Source organism: Arenibacter flavimaris (genome assembly GCF_030291335.1).
Lineage (GTDB): Bacteria > Bacteroidota > Bacteroidia > Flavobacteriales > Flavobacteriaceae > Arenibacter.
The window spans coordinates 36,078-54,599 of the sequence record NZ_JASWIM010000002.1; the positions used below are offsets into that span (position 1 = coordinate 36,078).

Here is an 18,522-nt window from a genome sequence, read left to right on the forward strand (position 1 = left end):
AAGATGCAGAACCTCTTGTTTAGTTGCTTCAAATGGCATACCATAACCGTAGATGGTACTCTGGGCATACCTATTTACAAACACAAACCTAAGGTGTATTCCTCGGGCACTTATAAAGGATTAATTTACAATTTTATTTAAAAAGCAGGGATTGGGCCCTGCCGAAATATCTTTTTCTTAATTAGTAGTGGTGGAGCGGGGTATTTTCTATCTTTGCGCCATGGTAAAAGAAGATGTTTTAGCGTTGGTTGATCAAGGCCTTATGCTTCCTTTAATGGAGGAGTTTTACACTATTCAGGGCGAAGGTTTCCACAAGGGGACCGCAGCTTATTTTATTCGTGTGGGCGGTTGCGACGTGGGGTGCCATTGGTGCGATGTTAAGGAAAGTTGGAATGCGGAAACCCACCCACCCACGGGGATAGACCATATTGTAACCAATGCGGCCAAATATTCCGATACCATAGTCATTACCGGGGGAGAACCCCTTACCTGGGACATGGGGCCCCTTACGGCAGCCCTAAGGGCCAAGAACCTAAAGCCCCATATAGAAACTTCCGGAGCTTACCCGCTTTCCGGAACATGGGACTGGATCTGTCTTTCCCCTAAGAAGAACAAGTTGCCGGAAGGCATTATCTATGATAAGGCGCACGAACTAAAGATGATCGTGTACAATAAGCACGACTTTATTTTTGCAGAGGAGCAGGCGGCAAAGACCAATAAGGATTGTATTTTGTACCTGCAGCCGGAATGGAGCGTTAGGGACAAGGTAACTCCGTGGATAGTAGATTATGTTATGCAAAACCCAAAGTGGAAAGTGTCGCTCCAAACGCATAAGTATTTGAATATACCGTAGACGGTAATTGAAGGTTCAAAGATGGAAAGTTCAAAGTTAAAGTTCTTTGAATACGGGACTCACTAGTGATTAAAAACCCATTTCCTAAACCGTAAACTGGTACCCCTTCCGTCTCCTCGCCTGATAGTTGAGGATCCACCTTAACCTCCCGCGAAAACGCGGGACAGGCTTAGTTAGGGGAAGGAGCTTTTTTTGTGCGTGATTGTGAGTTTTGCTGCCTACTTCGATTTATATCTTCTAGTCTCTAGGTTCTAGATTCTTTTTTTTTTCACTCCTCAATATGATTACTGAAGACTGCCTACTGTTCACTGTTTACTCTCCACCGCTCACAGTTTCCGATGTGCCAAAACAATAGGGGGTTGTCCGTTGAACGGATTGTGCATCCTGCCAATGGTCTTGGCATCCATGCCGGAGGCCCTTATAACGCTCTTGTCCCCATAGCGTTCCCTAATCTTGTCCAAGGCGCTGTATAGGTTTAATATTTCCTCGGTATCATCAAATAGATCTATTTGGTAATTGCCATGGACCAAATGACTGAAACGAATGCCGATCAATCTAATCAACAATCTTTTGTTGTAAAGTGTATTGAACAGGTCCAAAATCTTGGGAATCAGGATATGGTCTGCACTGGTGTACGGAATCTTTAATTGTTTGGAATAGGTGTTGAAATCCGAATAACGGATTTTTACGGCAATGCAGGCGGTAAGCTTTTTTCCCCTCCGCAACTGATAGGCCAGATTCTCGGTCATGGCAATAAGGATTCCCCGCAGTTTAATGACATCTATGGTATCCCTCTCAAAAGTACGTTCGGTGGAAATGGATTTGCGTTCGGAAAAAGGGATAACAGGGGTGTTGTCTATACCATTGGCCCGTTTCCAAATTACGCCCCCATTGGCGCCCAATACCCGCTGCATCATATCCATGGGCATTTCTTGGATGGTCTTTATTTGTCGCAATCCCAAATTCCTTAGGGTCTGGTAGGTTTTGTCCCCTACCATTGGTATTTTTTTTATGGATAAAGGCGCTAAAAAAGGTTTTTCATGGCCTATATCTATCTTCAGTTCATTGTTGGGTTTGGCCTCATTGGTAGCTACTTTGGATACTACCTTGTTTACCGACAGGCCAAAGGAAATGGGAAGTCCGGTTTCCTTGATAATTTTATGGCGAAGTTCGGTGGAATATTGGTGGCAACCATAAAACCGGTCCATCCCCGTAAGATCTGCATAAAATTCATCTATGCTCGATTTTTCGAAGACCGGTACCTGCTCTTTGATAATATCGGTTACGATATCCGAATGTTTGCTATAGGTTCCCGCGTTCCCTTTTATGATGATGGCTTCCGGACAGAGTTCCTTTGCCATTTTCATAGGCATGCCGGAATGCACTCCAAAACCTCTGGTCTCGTAGCTGCATGCAGCCACCACGCCCCTGTCGCTAACCCCCCCAACGAGTATGGGCCTATGCTCCAATTTACTGTCCTGAAGTCGCTCTACGGATACAAAAAAGGTATCCAAATCCAAATGAAGTATTGTTTTGTTCATTGCACACCAAAAAAAGGTATGCTAAATTATGGAATATTTCCATTATTTTGGATAATATCCATAATTTATTTAAGAACGACTTGTCATTGGATCAACATCATAAAAATAGGTCAGGATTATATTGTCCTAGCGGGGGAACTATATAACATCAAAAAAATAGTCTAAAATTGAAAGTTAGCAGAACCTCATGTCTTGTAATAAAACAATACTATTCAAAGGTGTATAGTAAAATTGAGAACAAGGCAAGGAAAAAGCAAAGGAATACCAATATCAATAACAACTTTAGCGTTACTGGAATTTCAATTCCATCGCTTTTTCCTACCAATAATTCCCTTAAATACTGCATACCTTTCATATTGATTAATGCAATTATTCTTAATTAATCCCAAACAAATCCAGTAGCCAATCTAAAAATGAAAGCGTATAACACTACGGCAAACATAGCCACGCTGAACCACATGAATGCTTTGAAATAATTTCTGACAATAATGTTGCCAATGTTTCTAAATCCTTCTGAATAAATTTCTTTAACGAGTAATAATGTTTTCATATCTTTTATTTAATGTTACAGGGCAAAATTCGCCCAGCCATAGCTTGGATGGAAATTTAGTGGTCAAAAGGAACAAATAATGGTTAAAAAACGAATGGAAAATTTTTGTTCGGGTGAATGGTTGCTTACCTAGGATAAACCGCAGTTGGGGTGCTGAAGGCAAATAGTATTTCAAGGATGTTAATGGTAGTTTGGCGGATTGTAGTTGGTCTATGATAGTCCGAAAACATTTGGATGAAGGAAGATCGGACCAAAATCCACCCCTAGGAAAAGTAAGGATATCGATTTGTGCGCAACCGGGCAGCGCTAAAAATTTAATACCATAAAGCACCTTCCAATTAGGTGAAAAGTGCTTTATTAATCATTAGGAACCTATTTGTTAACAGTATTAGCCTAGCTGTGTATTGCGCATTAATCCTTCCTGTGCTACGGAGGCCACTAAAACACCATTTCTGTCAAAGATACTGCCTCTGGAAAAACCTCTGGAATTACAAGCGCTGGGACTGTCCATGGTGTACAAAAGCCATTCGTCTATTTTAAAATCGCGATGGAACCAAATAGCATGGTCTATACTGGCATAAAATGTCTTCCCTTTTCTAAGTTCTTCGCGATGGGGGAGGGAGGCGGTGGTAAGAATGTTGTAATCGGAGGCATATGCCAATAATTGCTGTTGTAGGGGTAAATCGGCTTTTACCTTTTCTGTGGCGCGCATCCACATATGGTTGAATGGGGGGCCATTTTTAGCAAGCAGCGCGGTTAGGCGTTCAACCGGTTTAAACTCAAAAACCTTGGGATGGGTAAGCTTTATAAGATTATAGGAGTCCGGATCCGTTTTTTTCATTTCCTCAATTTGCTCCAAACTGTTCATCAACTTTTTGGGGGTAATTAAATTGGGCATGGTGATCTGGTGCTCTACGCCATCTTCCCTGACCTGAAAGGATGCCGCCATATTAAATATGGCCTTGCCGTTTTGTTTTGCCACCACCCTACGTGTGGTAAAACTACGTCCGTCCCTCAGACAATCTACTTCATAGGTAATGGGAATGCTAAGGTCTCCCCCTAGAATAAAATACCCGTGCATGGAGTGGGCCATCTTATCATCGGAGACTGTTTGGTAGGCAGCGTGCAATGACTGGCCCAGCACCTGTCCTCCAAAAACACGGCCCCATGGAGCCTGATAGTTCTGCCCTACAAAGGTATTGTCATTGATTCTCTCCAAGGTTAATAATTGAATAAGTTCTTCTAAGTTGCTCATGTTCTGTTATCGATACAAAATTGCGTTAAGTTTTGGGATACTATTACAAAGGTATGTTTCCATGCTTTTTCTTGGGCAGATGTGCCACTTTATTTTCTAGAAGCGCGAAGGCTTTTATCAATTTCCTGCGGGTATCCTTGGGAAGGATCACTTCATCTATAAACCCTCTTTCAGCTGCACTATAGGGATTGGCGAACTTATGGGCGTATTCCTCTTCTTTCTCCTTTAGCTTGGCCTCTGGATCCTCCGCCGAGATGATCTCTTTCCTAAAGATAATCTCACTGGCCCCTTTGGCACCCATGACCGCAATTTCGGCACCAGGCCATGCATAGTTAAGGTCGGCCCCTATATGTTTGGAGTTCATAACATCATAGGCGCCCCCGTAGGCCTTTCTGGTAATAACGGTTACTTTCGGAACCGTGGCTTCACTGAGGGCATAGAGCAGCTTGGCGCCATTGGTGATTATACCGTTCCATTCCTGATCGGTGCCTGGAAGGAATCCGGGGACATCTACCAATACCAAAAGGGGAATATTGAAACAATCACAAAAACGGGTGAAGCGGGCCGCTTTTTTGGAACTGTTCACGTCCAAAACCCCGGCCAGATTCATGGGCTGATTGGCAACGATCCCAATACTTTTACCGGCCAATCTGGCAAAGCCCACAACTATATTTTCTGCATAATGCTTATGGACCTCAAAGAATGGGGAATCGTCTATGATTTCATTGATGATATGCCTCATGTCATAGGGCTGATTGGAATTGTCCGGTACAATGGTTACCAGTTTTTCCCTGATTTCGGTATTTAGGGAATAGGGGAGGGGCTTTGGTACTTCCTCGCAATTTTGGGGCAAGAAACCAATAAGTTCCTTTATCTGCGCAATACACTCCAAGTCATTTTCCGCGGTAAAGTGGGTAACCCCGGATTTGGTGGCATGGGTCATGGCCCCGCCCAATTCTTCCGAGCTTACCGCCTCATTGGTCACGGTTTTGACCACATTGGGCCCGGTGACGAACATATAGCTCGAATTTTCCACCATCAGGGTAAAGTCGGTCATAGCCGGGGAGTAGACCGCTCCCCCTGCACAGGGACCCATAATGGCGGATATTTGCGGGACAACCCCAGAAGCCATTACATTCCTATGAAAGATATCGGCATAGCCGCCCAGGGATCTTACCCCTTCCTGTATTCTTGCGCCGCCGCTATCGTTCAAGCCAATTATAGGCACTCCTATTTTCATGGCCATATCCATTACCTTGCATATTTTTTCGGCATGGGTCTCGGAAAGTGAACCTCCAAATACGGTGAAATCCTGGGCAAAAACACAGACCTTTCTACCGGCAATGGTTCCATAGCCCGTGACTACCCCATCTCCATAAAATATTTGTTTGCCCATACCAAAGTCTTTGGTCCTATGGGTCACCAGGGCACCCAACTCTTCAAAAGAACCCTCGTCCAACAGAAAATGAATTCGTTCACGGGCCGTAAGCTTGCCTTTGGAATGCTGGGTTTCAATGCGTTTTTGACCGCCACCCAATTTGGCTTGGGCAATTTTATCTTCGAGCTTTCTTATGTTTTCCTTCATTAAATAATGCTTTATACCATTGGTTGCTTATCATTGGGTCCGTTTTAAAGGCCAATTGGAGTTTTCGCTACCGGGCACTTTTAGTTTGTCCTTGTATTCCAAAAATAGTTTCAATCCTACCATGGCCGCGATTTTCCGCTCCTCAGCGTATTGTTGTTGCAACAGTTCCGGAGTATAGAAATTCTTAACAAAATGGGTGTCGAATTCCCCTGAGGTAAAGGCCTGGTGTTCACAAACGAATTTACCAAAGGCCAGGGTAGTGGATATCCCCTTTATCTTATACTCGGATATGGCTCTGATCATTAGTTGAATGGCTTCTGCCCTGTCTTTACCATAGGTGATCAATTTGGCCAACATGGGATCGTAAAAAATGGGTATCTCCATTCCTTCCTCAAAACCGTCATCCAATCTTATTCCTTTGCCCTCCGGACGCTTATAGGTTTCCAAGGTACCCATGCTGGGTAGAAAATTGTCCAATGGATCCTCGGCATAGACCCTAACTTCCAAAGCATGCCCTTCAATACTTAGATCTTGTTGTGAAAAGCCCAGTTTTTCATTTCTGGCAATTTTGATCTGTTGCTCCACCAAATCCATACCGGTAATTAATTCCGTTACTGGATGTTCTACCTGTAGGCGGGTGTTCATTTCCAGAAAATAGAAATTTTTATCACGGTCCAGGAGGAATTCCACCGTTCCTGCCCCTACATAATCGCAGGCCTTGGCTACTTGTATGGCAGCTTCGCCCATGGCGGCTCTTATTTGTGGGGTCAATATGGCCGATGGGGCTTCTTCCACTACCTTTTGATGTCTCCTTTGTATACTGCACTCCCTTTCAAAAAGATGTACCATGTTGCCATAATTATCGGCCAATATCTGGATTTCTATATGCCTAGGGGATTCAATATATTTTTCCAGAAAGACGGCACCGTCTCCAAAGGCTGCCTTGGCCTCGCTGATGGCACGTTCCATTTGCTCCGGTAGTTCCGATGGTTCTTGCACCACCCTCATTCCTTTACCACCACCACCTGCGGAGGCTTTTATTAGAATAGGAAAACCTATCTCTTCGGAAACCGTCTGGGCCAGGGAAATATCGGTAATAGACTCTTCAATTCCGGGTACCATGGGAATATTGTAAGCCTTTACGGCCTCCTTGGCCGCTAATTTATTGCCCATTACCTTTATGGCATGGGGTTTAGGGCCAATGAAGGTTATTCCGTTATCGGCTACCAGCTGGGCAAAAACGGCGTTCTCACTTAAAAAGCCATACCCTGGATGGATCGCTTGGACTTTGGTCTGTATGGCTGCTCCCATAATTTTGTCCATATTCAAGTAGGATTCTGAAGAAGGTGAATTTCCCAAATGCACGGCTTCATCGGCAAATCGTACATGGGGAGCCTTCCTATCGGCATCAGAATAAACCGCAACTGTTTTTATTCCCATCTTTTGGGCGGTACGCATGATGCGCAATGCTATTTCTCCACGGTTGGCTACCAATATTTTTTTAATCTCCATACTAAGGCTATTCCATTTCAATAATTAGTTGTCCTTTGTCAACAGTATCGTTCACTTCTACATTTATACTTTTGATAACGCCTTCCCCACCGGAAGTGATTATATTTTCCATTTTCATGGCCGAAAGTACAATCAAGGGAGTGCCCGCTACTACCTTTTGTCCTATGGTGGCCATAATATCTATGATTAGTCCGGGCATAGGGGCTTTAATACTATTTATTTTGTGGACTTGGGCGGTCAGCAATCCCATTTTGCGGACCATTTGATCATACTCGTCTGCTAGGACCATTTCATAAGCATTGCCATTTACCTCTATGGTCATGGTTTTTTTGGCAAAATCGGTATTCAAGATTTTGATTGTATAAGAGCGGTTGTGCCTAAGGACATGAAACTGCCGATTGCCTATGGCAACCAGATCCAAGGATGTTGAATCCTCCGGATTTAAAACGATTTTTTCCTTATCGATAGTAATATCGTAGTTCACCATAAATACGGGTTCACAATTGGGCCAAGGCTTGTTTTATAAAGACACTGGGCGATTAGTATTCAAAAAAATTAGGGATCAAATAGTTTCGCCTAAATGTAAACTGACAATACAGCCTTCAACATTATTGCAATTCCTATTAAATCCTGTATTTGGACCTTCAATATTAAGATTGAAAGTATATTGAAATGGCCCTAAAAATTATCGGGACCAACAACAACAAATGTTTCTGTTTAACAGCTTTTACTAAGATATGTAAAAGATTTAAAAGACAGATACTGCTGTACCAATTCCTAGTTTCCCAATATAGCTAGATCTATGGAATTAAGGGGTAGTCTTTTGAAAAACAATTGTTTAAGATCGTTTTCTAAAATAGGTTTTTGAATAGGGGCAATATTACAGGCCTTGTTCAGCCAAAAAATCAAAAAAAGGACATTTTTATCCTAAATATGATTTATATCATGTTTTTTCATTCAATGGGAGCCTAATTTTGTCACAATAAATTGTTAAAAATATCAAATTACACAGTAAGCCTTTACGGGCAACAACGCTTAAAATCAGTATTACGGACAATTAAAAACAACCTATAAACAACAAATAAAAACAAAGTGATGAAAATAATTTTAAAAAGTAGCGCAGTTCTTTTTTCAGTTTTGATGATGGGCTGTGGAGGTAAGGAAGAAAAGAAAAAGGAAGGATTTAGTGTGGACAGGGCAAAAACCACTACGGAACAACCTACACCAGCTCCTGCGGCAGATGCGGCGAAGGCTTCGGAGACCGTGGATTTAAGCAATAAGGGGATAGGGCCCATTACTTCCTTAACCTTGGCGCCGGAAGTAGATCAGGCAATGGCTAAAAAAGGGGAGGAAATTTACAACCAAATGTGTTTGGCCTGCCATAGGGTAGATAAAAAATTCATAGGGCCTGCCCCAAAAGGTGTCTTGGAAAGACGCAGCCCGGAATGGGTAATGAATATGATCTTAAATCCTGAAGTTATGGTAAAGGAAGATCCTTTGGCAAAAGCTTTGTTGGCCGAATTCAATGGAGCACCTATGGCCAATCAAGGTCTTACCGAAGAACAGGCCAGAGCGGTATTGGAATACTTTAGAACCTTATAATAAACATATAATACTATGTTCCAGACAACCAACATAAAATTAACGATCGTATCATTTCTAATGCTGGGCCTTGCGTTCGGTTGTAAGAACGAACCAAAGTCGGCAACGGCTCCAACCCAGGGCAATGTTGCAACGGAGGAAGTTGAAAGACAGGGCCAAGCCTTTATAGGTGAAGATGGTTCTACTCCCAATGTACTGCAAATTGCCATTGGTTCCCCGGACCATACCACCTTGGTGGCGGCGGTACAAGCCGCTGAATTGGAAAACGTTTTGGTGAATGCCGGGCCTTTAATGGTTTTTGCCCCTACCAATGCGGCTTTTGCCGCACTCCCTGAGGGCACTGTGGAGGACCTTTTAAAACCGGAAAACAAGGATGCTTTGGCCAATATTTTAAAGTTTCACGTAACACCTGGCAATTACAGCAAGGAATTTTTAATGAAGTTTAAAAAATTGGGACAGGCCAATAATCAGAACGTAACCGTTGAGGTAGTAGGGGACGATGTATTGGTGGGTGGCGCCAAAATTTTGGCCAGTGTACCTGCGGGCAATGGAATTGTACACGTGGTAGATAAGGTAATGTTGCCCCCAACAGAATAATAATAAATCTCAATAATCAATTAAATTAAAAACAATGAAAAAGCATATCTATTTAGTATTGGGACTCTTGGGCTTTGCCGCCTTATTGACTAGTTGCGGTAACGGCAATAATGGCAAGGGTTCTTCAGGAGCATTGAATTCGAGCAATGCTGAAAAAGTCTATGTAGCCCCTGGGGAACATGACGAGTTTTACGCTTTTATGTCCGGGGGATATAGTGGCAACCTAACGGTTTATGGCCTACCTTCTGGACGTATGTTTAAGGAAATCCCTGTGTTCTCCCAATTTGCCACCTCAGGCTATGGATATTCGGAAGAGACCAAACCCATGTTGAACACCTCTTTTGGTTTTGTGCCATGGGATGACTCCCACCACCCTGATATTAGTCAAACCAATGGTGTCTTGGATGGTAGATGGATATTCATAAACGGGAACAACACCCCGAGGATTGCAAGGATAAGCCTTACAACTTTTGAAACAGAGGAAATCATTGAGGTGCCTAATAGTGCCGGTAACCACAGCTCCTCTTTCATAACCGAAAATACCGAATATGTCGTTGCAGGAACCCGTTTTTCGGTACCCGTTCCCCAGGCCGATATGCCCATTAAGGAATACAAGGGAAATTTTAAAGGTGCTTTATCCTTTATAAGTGTAGACCCGGAAAATGGCCATATGGATATCAAATTCCAAATATTGATGCCCGGTTTTAACTATGATCTATCGCATCCCGGACGGGGAAAATCCCATGGATGGTTCTTCTTTACCACTTATAATACGGAAGAGGCCAACTCGCTCCTAGAAGTTAACGCATCTCAAAATGACAAGGATTTTATTGCAGCTATAAACTGGAAAAAAATTGAAGAATACGTAAACAATGGAGGTGGGACCAAAATGCCGGCAAATTACGCCCATAATGTGTATAGTGATGAAAACCACACCGCCACTTCAACTATGAAAAAGGAGGTGTTGACCGTAGACCCCACCAAAATACCCGGAGCGGTGTTTTTCTTGCCCACTCCAAAATCGCCCCACGGCTGTGATGTAGACCCCTCCGGGGAATACATAATCGGGAACGGTAAGTTATCGGCAGATTTAACGGTACACTCTTTTGATAAAATGATTGCTGCCATTGAGGGCAAAAAGTTTGATGGTGAAGCCTATGGTATTCCTATTCTGAAATTTGAGGAGGTACTTGCCGGAACTGTAAAAAGTGGAGGTCTTGGGCCATTACATACCGAATTTGACGGTGAAGGAAATGCTTATACCACCTTCTTTATCTCTTCTGAGGTAGTGATGTGGAAATTGGGAACTTGGGAAGTTATCGATAGAAAGCCTACTTATTATTCTGTTGGTCACTTGATGATTCCTGGCGGTAACTCTAGAAAACCATTTGGTAAATATGTGGTGGCTATGAACAAGATTACCAAGGATAGGTATCTGCCTACAGGTCCGGAATTGGAGCATTCTGCCCAATTATACGATATTTCAGGAGACAAAATGGAACTTATCTATGATTTTCCTACCCATGGGGAGCCACATTATGCCGCAGGAATCCCTGCAGAGATCCTAGCGCCAAAATCGCAAAAGATATATAAACTGGCAGAAAACAAACACCCATATGCTACTTTGAGTCCCGCTGATGCCAAGGTGGTTCGCGATGGTAAGGATGTTCATATTTATATGTCAACGATCCGAAGTCATTTTACCCCTGATAATATTGAAGGGGTCAAGGTAGGTGATAAAGTATACTTTCACATAACAAACCAAGAGCAGGATTTTGATGTACCACACGGTTTTGCCGTGATAGGAGCCAACACTTCGGAGTTGTTGGTAATGCCGGGTCAGACCAAGACAATAATTTGGGAACCAAAGCAAGTGGGGGTTTGGCCCTTCTATTGCACGGATTTTTGTTCGGCACTACACCAAGAGATGCAGGGCTATATCAGGGTTTCACCAGCAAATTCCAATATAGAGCTTTCCTGGTCCCTAGGGGAATAAGATTACTTATTTTTAGTTTTGAAGAAAAGCGGGTCTGGTTGAAGAAACTGCCCGCTTTTTTAACAAGTTGAAGAGGGGGACAACCATCCAATACATTTTTCAATTTGTAAATAATAAAATGACAATAAGAAATGAAAAATGCAAGTATAATAATGATTATTGGCCCATTATTTCTATTGGGATTGTTTGCCTTTCCTTTATGGAACATTATGTTGGGGGCTCCTCAATATCCAGAACCGTTGGGCATGAATATTCATATTTCGGGAATAGAAGGGGTCTCTGAATTTGATTTACAGAATATAGACGGATTAAATCACTATATTGGTATGAAAACCATCCCAAAACCCGGGGAGATGTGGGAATTTGATGTTTTTCCCAAGGTTATCATTGGAATGGTGATCCTTGGAGTGCTTATAGGCTTAATGGGATTTTTTGGAAAAGTGGATTTTAAATGGTTCTTGGGCTGGTTTGTGCTGATGTCCCTTTTAGGAATATTGGGAATGTACGACTTTAATCAATGGCTTACGGATTATGGTTCCAACCTAGATCCACATGCCATTATTAAAGTAATCAATGAGGATGGAACCCCTATGACCTATAAGCCACCTTTGTTGGGTTTTCAAAAAATGTTGAATTTTGATGTAACCTCCCTCCCAAGTGTTGGGGCTTATATGATGTTTGTAGGAATGTCACTTACATTGGTAGCCTCCTATCTTGGATGGAAGAAAAAGGGATTGAAAACAAAGCGGCAATCAAAAAATGCGGTAACTACTTAATTTTAGAATTTAATATGGTGAACTACAGAATAGTGGTCTTTTTATTTTTATTGTTGTCATCTTCCTGTAATGTTGGTCCGCAACCAATATCCTATGGGTCCGATGGATGTCATTTTTGTAGTATGACCATAGTGGACCGGCAACATGCAGCTGAAATTGTTACCGATAAGGGTAAAGTCTTTAAGTTCGATTCAAGTGAATGTATGATGAACCACCTCAAGGACATAGATATTAAGCAAGTGGCCTATTTTTTGGTGAACGATTACAATCAACCTGGGGAATTGATAAATGCAACCAAAGCCACCTATCTTATAAGCAATCGCATACCCAGCCCTATGGGAGAGTTTTTAACGGCCTTTAAGACAGAGCAAGCTGCAGTAGATGCGCTGTTGACCTATGAGGGGGACCTATTGACCTGGGACCAGTTAAAGTTGAGATTTCAATTATAAACATTCAAAATGCAGCCCATGGGATTCCCATGGAAGGTAAATAAGAACAGCGCTGAAATTTACTTCCTCCATTCCTTGGTGGTTGGAATTACTTAGCCAAAAAAAACAATAACTATGTACACCGTTAGCGATCAGATAAAAAATCAGGAATACAATAAACTTCAGGTAAATAAATTGGTAAAAACCGATGCCTTGGAGATTTTGAATATTAGCTTGGAAAAGGATGCCATTTTTCCGGAACATACTGCCCCTACAGATGCACAGCTGATTGTTTTGGAAGGAAAGATAATCTTTCATATCAATGGTAATTCCTACTTCATAAGTGGTCAACAACACTTCAGTTTCCCCAAAGACGTGCCACATTGGGTATCGGCCGAGGAAAATTCAAAATTTCTGATTATCAGATAATGAAAAGGAGGGAGGTATTTTTCTGCTCTTTACTGTTGCTTTTTGGTATTCATTTACGGGCAGGGACCATTACGGTCTGCGGATCCTGTAAGGTGAAAACTATCAAGGAGGGTGTAGCCATGGCCGCTGATTTTGATACACTTTTGATCAAAAAGGGGACCTATAACGAATTCAATATCCAAATAACCAAACCCCTGACCCTTATTGGGGAAAACTATCCTGTAATCGATGGTGGGGATAAGGGTGAAATTATAACCATAGTTTCGGACAATGTTACCATAGACGGTTTGTTCATCATTAATGTAGGAACCAGTTATACGGCAGATTATGCTGCCATTAGGGTGGTGCAGAGTGAACATTTTTTAATACAGAATGTGGTGTTGGAAAAGCTCTTCTTCGGCATTTATTTGGAGAAGTGTAAGAACGGAAAGGTATATCACAATAAGATAATCGGGGATGCCGTAGACGAATACAATTCTGGAAACGGTATACAATTATGGTATTCACAGAATATTGTGGTGGAACGCAATATTGTGCAACACGTAAGGGATGGTATCTATCTGGAGTTTTCGGACAATATCACTATAGAAAACAATATCAGTTCGGACAATCTTCGGTATGGGCTGCACTTTATGTTTTCCAATGATGACATTTATAAGGACAATACCTTTGAGAACAATGGGGCAGGGGTTGCGGTCATGTTCTCCAAAAGGATAAAAATGATGGGCAATACGTTTAGAAAAAATTGGGGTACTGCCTCTTTTGGGATATTGTTGAAGGAGATCAATGATGCAGAAATTACGGGCAATACCTTTGAAGAGAATACAGTAGGCATCAGTATCGAAGGCTCCAATAGGATAAATTATTCCAAAAATAACTTTATAAAAAATGGCTGGGCCATTAAAGTGCGTGGAGCCTGTTACACCAATACCTTTATCCATAATAACTTTTTGTACAATTCCTTCGATCTGGCCTACAACAGTAATTTGAACGACAATATTTTTGATGAAAATTATTGGAGCAATTATACAGGATACGATCTGGATAGGAACGGGACTGGTGATATTCCCTACAGGCCGGTAAAGTTATTCTCCTATATCGTGAACAGAACCCCCGAAACTATTATACTGTTGCGTAGTTTGTTTATGGATATTATTGATTTTTCTGAAAAAGTATCCCCTGTTTTTACTCCCGACGAATTAGTTGATGCAAAACCCTTAATGAAAAGAATTAAATGATACGCGTTGAAAGCCTATATAAGAGATTTGGTAAAAATGTGGTATTGGCCGGATTGGATCTCGATATTGCCCAAGGAGGTATTTCTGCTATCCTGGGGCCCAATGGTTCCGGTAAAACAACTTTGATAAAAACGGTGTTGGGTATGGTGATTCCCAATAAAGGGACCATAGAAGTGATGGATACCCCTATTGGTAATAGGTGGAAGTACCGCCAAGACATAAATTACCTTCCCCAAATTGCCAATTTTCCGGGAAACCTGAAGGTCAGGGAATTAATAGCAATGATTAAGGATATTCGACAAAAACCGAGCGACGAACAAAAGTTGATCGGTCTATTTGGATTGGAGCCATTCTTGGATAATAAATTGAGCAACCTATCCGGAGGTACCAAACAAAAGGTAAATATTGTACTGACCTTTATGTTCGACAGTCCCTTGATTATTTTGGACGAACCTACCAATGGTTTGGATCCCTTGGCACTGATCCGTCTCAAGGAGTTAATTTTTGAAGAAAGGGAAAAAGGAAAGACGTTCTTGATCACCTCCCATATTATGCAATTTGTAGAAGAGGTTTCAGACCAGATCGTTTACTTACTTGAAGGTAAAATTTATTTTAAAGGCAGTATTACGGAATTAAAGACCAAAACTGGTCAAAGCAATTTTGAACGTGCCATAGCGGCAATATCAACCCACAACAATCATGATTAAGATATTAAAATATAGTTTTTACGATCTAATGCGTAGCCGTTGGAGTTACGTTTATTTCTTGTTCTATCTATTGCTGGGCTTTGTATTGTTGTTTTTGAACAATGAGCTCTCCAAGGCCGTAATTACCCTAATGAACGTTATTATTGTTTTGGTACCCTTGATCGGGACTATTTTTGGTGTTATGTATTACTACAATTCCAAGGAATTTACAGAACTTCTTTTGGCACAGCCCATTAAAAGGTCCTCCATTTTTCTTGGCCAATATTTGGGGGTTGCCGGTTCGTTGACGGTGAGTTTGGTATTGGGACTGGGAATTCCCTTTGCACTGTACGGACTGTTTCAAAGCAATGCCATTTGGAATTTTTCACTATTATTGATAACAGGTGCGTTTTTAACGCTGATCTTTACGGCAGTTGCCTTTAATATTGCCCTGTCCAATGAAAATAAGATAAAAGGTTTTGGATATGCCGTCCTGGCCTGGTTGTTTTTGGCGGTAATTTACGACGGACTTTTCCTAATGTCGTTGATCGTTTTTGAGGAATATCCCTTGGATAACCTTTCCCTGATTGCCACCATGTTCAATCCTATAGACCTATCCAGGACTTTAATCCTGTTAAAGCTTGATATTTCCGCCCTTTTGGGATATACGGGTGCCATTTTCAAACAGTTTTTCGGAACCAACCTAGGACTTTTTATGTCTATCTTTATGTTGTGCCTATGGACGGTAATCCCTGTATGGCGTTTGGCCTATGTAGCCAAAAGAAAGGATTTTTAATGATATCTTTGACTCAATTCCATGATATTGCGTGATTGCTAGCAGAACCCATATTAAAGTATCCCTAGGCTATTTTTTATTGGCTGCCTTATTGGGCGTGTTATTGCGGACGTTTGTTGTGGCCACAATGCCGATCAATTATAGGTTTATGGTGCATACACATTCCCATATAGCACTTTTGGGCTGGGTGTATATTGCGCTTACCACCTTGTTGAACCATCTCTTTTTGGACAAAGGGGTTTTGGATAGGAAGTACCGAAGAATTTTTTGGTTTACACAGATTTGTTTGTTGGGGATGCTATTGTCCTTTCCCTTTCAAGGGTATGCCCTATTTTCTATAATATTCTCCACTTTATTTCTGCTGGCCTCCTATTGGTTTTCCGCTTTTTTTATAAAATATGTTCCTTTGCCCTTTAAGGGCACAAAGGCCTATAGCTGTGTAAAATATGCCCTCTGGTTCATGGTAGGCTCCAGTATTGGCCCTTGGTCCTTAGGTGCCATTATGACGGTTTTAGGACCGGAATCCATATGGTACCGACTGGCCATTTATTTCTATTTACATTTTCAGTATAACGGTTGGATGGTATTGGCGCTTTTAGGACTCTTTTTTTATTTATTGGAACAACTTCAAATTAATATTTCCCAAAAGACTTTTAGGTACTTTTTCCTGACCACGGTTCTGGGAATTATTCTGAGTTTTTTTCTGTCTACCTTATGGACGGGACCTCCAATGATTTATTATCTTTTGGGAGGTTTGGGCGCTGCATTGCAGCTGATGGGCTTTGGCATACTGTTAAATATCTGCCTTGTAAATAAAGTGGTATTGAAATCGGCACTTTCCCCATTTCGGTTGAATGTTTTAAAGTTGGTGGCTTTCCTATTGTTGGTTAAAATGATGTTACAATGGCTCACCGCTTGGCCCTACTTTGCAAATTTGGCCGCAACGATTCTGGATTTTACTATTGGTTATTTACATTGGACCTTTTTGGGTGTCATTAGCATGGGACTGTTATTCTTTTTGGAATTTTTTGGGTTGATAAGACTGTCCAAAACGGCCAGTGCATTGTACCTGTTAGGCTTTCTGCTTACCGAAATCCTTATATTTTATAGGGGAATGGCTGCATGGATGGGTTGGCCCTTAGGGGAAGATTATTCAAAATTTCTGGCAGGTACCAGTATATTGATCCCATTGGCCGTATTAGTGCTCCTAGGGCATTCTTCCAAAGGCAATGGTGTTAAGGCAAAAGTTTAATGGTCCTTGGTTCTGTGTTGATAGATGTTCATATATAACATGGTGGACATTTTTTGGGCCCTATTTTTGGCTATCCACGCAACGTCCCCTTCAAAAAGCTCATCAATGGTGGCAAACCATTCGTTTAGCCAAAGTCCAAAATGTTCAGGAGTAATTGTATGGTTCATTTTCTTGTCTACCTCCTGATGAACGGCAATTGGATTACCTATATATTTTCGCTTTAGCAATAATTGACTCTCCCAAAAATCGGTCAATAATTCCAAGTGGCTGTCCCAGTCCTTGATTATGCCATTAAAAATAGGCCCCAATATTTGGTGCTCCCTAATCTTGGTGTAAAAACTAACCACTAATAGGTTCACGTCCTCTCTCTCCTTAATCTCCGATTTTAACAACATAATTTAAATTTAATGGCTCAGGGAATACTGTAAAGGTAGTCCGTTGAACCTATATTTTGCAATGTTTGGGCGTTTAGAATACTTGTTTGGAATTCTACAGGCCCAACTATATCTTTTGCCTTCACGTTTTAGGATCACTTTAAACCGAAATCATTGTCCGTAACTATTTTAAAAACCAAATTATGTAGGTCCCCATTAACTGGAATTTGACATGCCAATCTACTTAGGGAGGAGGCATCCTCCAGTTGGGATAAGGTCTGTTTTTCATCGCCCTCTATTTTTGAACTTAGAGCACCTTGAAGAATTTGTATATGACATGTTCCGCACCAGGCCCTGCCTTTGCAATCTCCCCATTCCTGCAAATATTTATCAAATAGAAGTTCCATAAGGCTATGGTATTCGTTTAGGCTACAAATAGCGGTATTACTGTCCCCAAATTCGTCAATATAAGTAAAAGTGTAGGGTTCGGGTTTCATGTAATTTGAATTATCGTGGGTTCAATTTATTGGCACCGCCAAAGGGTATAATACCCCGAGGCTTGCCTCGAAAATTAAAGTTCGTTTCCTACGAATGCCTCGCGGGCTTGCCCCGAGGTAGTTTACTATATAATGCCAATAATGGACTATCATTTACCATATCCAACTCTTCTGTCCTGATGGTCTATGGGCAGATCGGACCGATCTGGGAACCATATTTTTGATCACTTACTACATATCGCCTGGTATTCCATCCAATCCATGTTAAATTAGGACCCCTACAATGGTAAAAATGCTGAAAAGGACGCTAAAGATTAAAAGGTTAAAAGTGGTTTTGGCACTTAATCTGGCCAAAACGGCACCATTATAGGCCATACATAAAATAGTAACCAGAAAAAGCAAGGTAAATTTTAGTGCTGCAGGTATGTGGTGCATTAGGACTACCATGGCCGCAACAGATCCAATACAGCTTTGACCAATAATGGCAATGGTTGAATAGCCTGTTTGTTCCCTTTTAAATTCGTTTAATAGTTGATTGTAAAGTCTCATAATCGT

The 18,522-nt window shown here is 41.6% G+C and carries 20 protein-coding genes; 11 read left to right on the forward strand and 9 right to left on the reverse strand.

All coding sequences use genetic code 11. From position 1 onward, the window contains the following. Positions 1 to 220 precede the first annotated feature (220 nt). Positions 221 to 853 (forward strand): 7-carboxy-7-deazaguanine synthase QueE, encoded by a 633-nt coding sequence (locus QSE00_RS02235; protein WP_286104733.1) that lies wholly within the window; start codon positions 221 to 223, stop codon positions 851 to 853. Between the two features lie 326 nt (positions 854 to 1,179). On the opposite strand, the gene QSE00_RS02240 is transcribed toward QSE00_RS02235, so the two are convergent. The 6 genes from QSE00_RS02240 to QSE00_RS02265 all read right to left on the reverse strand — a co-directional run bounded on the left by QSE00_RS02240 (position 1,180) and on the right by QSE00_RS02265 (position 7,783). After that, a complete protein-coding gene (locus tag QSE00_RS02240; protein ID WP_110357389.1) occupies positions 1,180 to 2,394 on the reverse strand; it encodes a DNA polymerase Y family protein in 1,215 nt (404 codons plus the stop codon). A 379-nt stretch (positions 2,395 to 2,773) separates the two neighbouring features. After that, positions 2,774 to 2,944, reverse strand: coding sequence for a DUF6747 family protein (locus QSE00_RS02245; protein WP_286104734.1), 171 nt, complete (start codon positions 2,942 to 2,944; stop codon positions 2,774 to 2,776). A 388-nt stretch (positions 2,945 to 3,332) separates the two neighbouring features. Next, positions 3,333 to 4,199: an acyl-CoA thioesterase gene (locus tag QSE00_RS02250; RefSeq protein WP_110357387.1), complete on the reverse strand. Its 867-nt coding sequence runs from the start codon at positions 4,197 to 4,199 to the stop codon at positions 3,333 to 3,335. A 43-nt stretch (positions 4,200 to 4,242) separates the two neighbouring features. Next, positions 4,243 to 5,784 (reverse strand): acyl-CoA carboxylase subunit beta, encoded by a 1,542-nt coding sequence (locus QSE00_RS02255; RefSeq protein ID WP_286104735.1) that lies wholly within the window; start codon positions 5,782 to 5,784, stop codon positions 4,243 to 4,245. Between the two features lie 30 nt (positions 5,785 to 5,814). After that, positions 5,815 to 7,290 (reverse strand): acetyl-CoA carboxylase biotin carboxylase subunit, encoded by a 1,476-nt coding sequence (accC, locus tag QSE00_RS02260; RefSeq protein WP_110357505.1) that lies wholly within the window; start codon positions 7,288 to 7,290, stop codon positions 5,815 to 5,817. A 13-nt stretch (positions 7,291 to 7,303) separates the two neighbouring features. Further along, entirely contained in the window at positions 7,304 to 7,783 is a 480-nt protein-coding gene (locus tag QSE00_RS02265) for an acyl-CoA carboxylase biotin carboxyl carrier protein subunit (protein WP_286104736.1), read from the reverse strand. Positions 7,784 to 8,391: 608 nt separating this feature from the next. Between QSE00_RS02265 and QSE00_RS02270 the strand changes: the two genes are divergently transcribed. From QSE00_RS02270 to QSE00_RS02315, 10 genes are all read left to right on the forward strand, one after another. Next, positions 8,392 to 8,898 (forward strand): c-type cytochrome, encoded by a 507-nt coding sequence (locus QSE00_RS02270; RefSeq protein ID WP_286104737.1) that lies wholly within the window; start codon positions 8,392 to 8,394, stop codon positions 8,896 to 8,898. A gap of 15 nt (positions 8,899 to 8,913) precedes the next feature. Beyond that, positions 8,914 to 9,495 carry a fasciclin domain-containing protein gene (locus QSE00_RS02275; RefSeq protein WP_110357383.1) on the forward strand — a complete coding sequence of 194 codons (582 nt, stop codon included), beginning with the start codon at positions 8,914 to 8,916 and terminating at the stop codon, positions 9,493 to 9,495. A 34-nt stretch (positions 9,496 to 9,529) separates the two neighbouring features. Beyond that, positions 9,530 to 11,491 carry a Sec-dependent nitrous-oxide reductase gene (nosZ, locus tag QSE00_RS02280; protein ID WP_110357382.1) on the forward strand — a complete coding sequence of 654 codons (1,962 nt, stop codon included), beginning with the start codon at positions 9,530 to 9,532 and terminating at the stop codon, positions 11,489 to 11,491. A gap of 131 nt (positions 11,492 to 11,622) precedes the next feature. Continuing rightward, on the forward strand, positions 11,623 to 12,267 hold the full coding sequence (locus QSE00_RS02285) for a hypothetical protein (protein WP_110357381.1): 645 nt from the start codon (positions 11,623 to 11,625) through the stop codon (positions 12,265 to 12,267). Between the two features lie 14 nt (positions 12,268 to 12,281). Further along, positions 12,282 to 12,716, forward strand: a complete 435-nt coding sequence (locus tag QSE00_RS02290) for a nitrous oxide reductase accessory protein NosL (protein ID WP_286104738.1) — start codon at positions 12,282 to 12,284, stop codon at positions 12,714 to 12,716. 114 nt (positions 12,717 to 12,830) lie between these two features. Beyond that, on the forward strand, positions 12,831 to 13,124 hold the full coding sequence (locus QSE00_RS02295; RefSeq protein ID WP_110357380.1) for a cupin domain-containing protein: 294 nt from the start codon (positions 12,831 to 12,833) through the stop codon (positions 13,122 to 13,124). Continuing rightward, the gene (locus QSE00_RS02300; protein WP_286104739.1) at positions 13,124 to 14,362 is read left to right on the forward strand and encodes a nitrous oxide reductase family maturation protein NosD; all 1,239 of its coding nucleotides are present in this window, start codon (positions 13,124 to 13,126) and stop codon (positions 14,360 to 14,362) included. The genes QSE00_RS02295 and QSE00_RS02300 overlap by 1 nt, the downstream gene beginning before the upstream one ends. Continuing rightward, positions 14,359 to 15,069 (forward strand): ABC transporter ATP-binding protein, encoded by a 711-nt coding sequence (locus tag QSE00_RS02305; protein WP_286104740.1) that lies wholly within the window; start codon positions 14,359 to 14,361, stop codon positions 15,067 to 15,069. Before QSE00_RS02300 ends, QSE00_RS02305 begins: the two co-directional genes overlap by 4 nt. Continuing rightward, positions 15,062 to 15,844, forward strand: a complete 783-nt coding sequence (locus QSE00_RS02310; RefSeq protein ID WP_286104741.1) for an ABC transporter permease — start codon at positions 15,062 to 15,064, stop codon at positions 15,842 to 15,844. The genes QSE00_RS02305 and QSE00_RS02310 overlap by 8 nt, the downstream gene beginning before the upstream one ends. Positions 15,845 to 15,875: 31 nt before the next feature. After that, complete coding sequence (locus tag QSE00_RS02315; protein WP_286104742.1) at positions 15,876 to 17,096, forward strand: hypothetical protein; 1,221 nt, start codon at positions 15,876 to 15,878, stop codon at positions 17,094 to 17,096. Here QSE00_RS02315 and QSE00_RS02320 read toward each other — a convergent pair. The 3 genes from QSE00_RS02320 to QSE00_RS02330 all read right to left on the reverse strand — a co-directional run bounded on the left by QSE00_RS02320 (position 17,093) and on the right by QSE00_RS02330 (position 18,516). Next, positions 17,093 to 17,491, reverse strand: a complete 399-nt coding sequence (locus QSE00_RS02320) for a group III truncated hemoglobin (protein ID WP_375334791.1) — start codon at positions 17,489 to 17,491, stop codon at positions 17,093 to 17,095. The genes QSE00_RS02315 and QSE00_RS02320 overlap by 4 nt on opposite strands. 134 nt (positions 17,492 to 17,625) lie before the next feature. Then, on the reverse strand, positions 17,626 to 17,967 hold the full coding sequence (locus QSE00_RS02325; RefSeq protein ID WP_110357375.1) for a 2Fe-2S iron-sulfur cluster-binding protein: 342 nt from the start codon (positions 17,965 to 17,967) through the stop codon (positions 17,626 to 17,628). Positions 17,968 to 18,231: 264 nt separating this feature from the next. Continuing rightward, positions 18,232 to 18,516 carry a hypothetical protein gene (locus QSE00_RS02330; RefSeq protein ID WP_110357374.1) on the reverse strand — a complete coding sequence of 95 codons (285 nt, stop codon included), beginning with the start codon at positions 18,514 to 18,516 and terminating at the stop codon, positions 18,232 to 18,234. Positions 18,517 to 18,522: the final 6 nt, after the last annotated feature.

Bases quoted from the DNA above. Each gene is read 5' to 3' on its own strand.
- QSE00_RS02235 (WP_286104733.1), top strand. From the start codon at position 221: ATGGTAAAAGAAGATGTTTTAGCGTTGGTTGATCAAGGCCTTATGCTT.
- QSE00_RS02240 (WP_110357389.1), bottom strand. From the start codon at position 2,394: ATGAACAAAACAATACTTCATTTGGATTTGGATACCTTTTTTGTATCC.
- QSE00_RS02245 (WP_286104734.1), bottom strand. From the start codon at position 2,944: ATGAAAACATTATTACTCGTTAAAGAAATTTATTCAGAAGGATTTAGA.
- QSE00_RS02250 (WP_110357387.1), bottom strand. From the start codon at position 4,199: ATGAGCAACTTAGAAGAACTTATTCAATTATTAACCTTGGAGAGAATC.
- QSE00_RS02255 (WP_286104735.1), bottom strand. From the start codon at position 5,784: ATGAAGGAAAACATAAGAAAGCTCGAAGATAAAATTGCCCAAGCCAAA.
- QSE00_RS02265 (WP_286104736.1), bottom strand. From the start codon at position 7,783: ATGGTGAACTACGATATTACTATCGATAAGGAAAAAATCGTTTTAAAT.
- QSE00_RS02270 (WP_286104737.1), top strand. From the start codon at position 8,392: ATGAAAATAATTTTAAAAAGTAGCGCAGTTCTTTTTTCAGTTTTGATG.
- QSE00_RS02275 (WP_110357383.1), top strand. From the start codon at position 8,914: ATGTTCCAGACAACCAACATAAAATTAACGATCGTATCATTTCTAATG.
- nosZ (WP_110357382.1), top strand. From the start codon at position 9,530: ATGAAAAAGCATATCTATTTAGTATTGGGACTCTTGGGCTTTGCCGCC.
- QSE00_RS02285 (WP_110357381.1), top strand. From the start codon at position 11,623: ATGAAAAATGCAAGTATAATAATGATTATTGGCCCATTATTTCTATTG.
- QSE00_RS02290 (WP_286104738.1), top strand. From the start codon at position 12,282: ATGGTGAACTACAGAATAGTGGTCTTTTTATTTTTATTGTTGTCATCT.
- QSE00_RS02295 (WP_110357380.1), top strand. From the start codon at position 12,831: ATGTACACCGTTAGCGATCAGATAAAAAATCAGGAATACAATAAACTT.
- QSE00_RS02300 (WP_286104739.1), top strand. From the start codon at position 13,124: ATGAAAAGGAGGGAGGTATTTTTCTGCTCTTTACTGTTGCTTTTTGGT.
- QSE00_RS02305 (WP_286104740.1), top strand. From the start codon at position 14,359: ATGATACGCGTTGAAAGCCTATATAAGAGATTTGGTAAAAATGTGGTA.
- QSE00_RS02310 (WP_286104741.1), top strand. From the start codon at position 15,062: ATGATTAAGATATTAAAATATAGTTTTTACGATCTAATGCGTAGCCGT.
- QSE00_RS02320 (WP_375334791.1), bottom strand. From the start codon at position 17,491: ATGTTGTTAAAATCGGAGATTAAGGAGAGAGAGGACGTGAACCTATTA.
- QSE00_RS02325 (WP_110357375.1), bottom strand. From the start codon at position 17,967: ATGAAACCCGAACCCTACACTTTTACTTATATTGACGAATTTGGGGAC.
- QSE00_RS02330 (WP_110357374.1), bottom strand. From the start codon at position 18,516: ATGAGACTTTACAATCAACTATTAAACGAATTTAAAAGGGAACAAACA.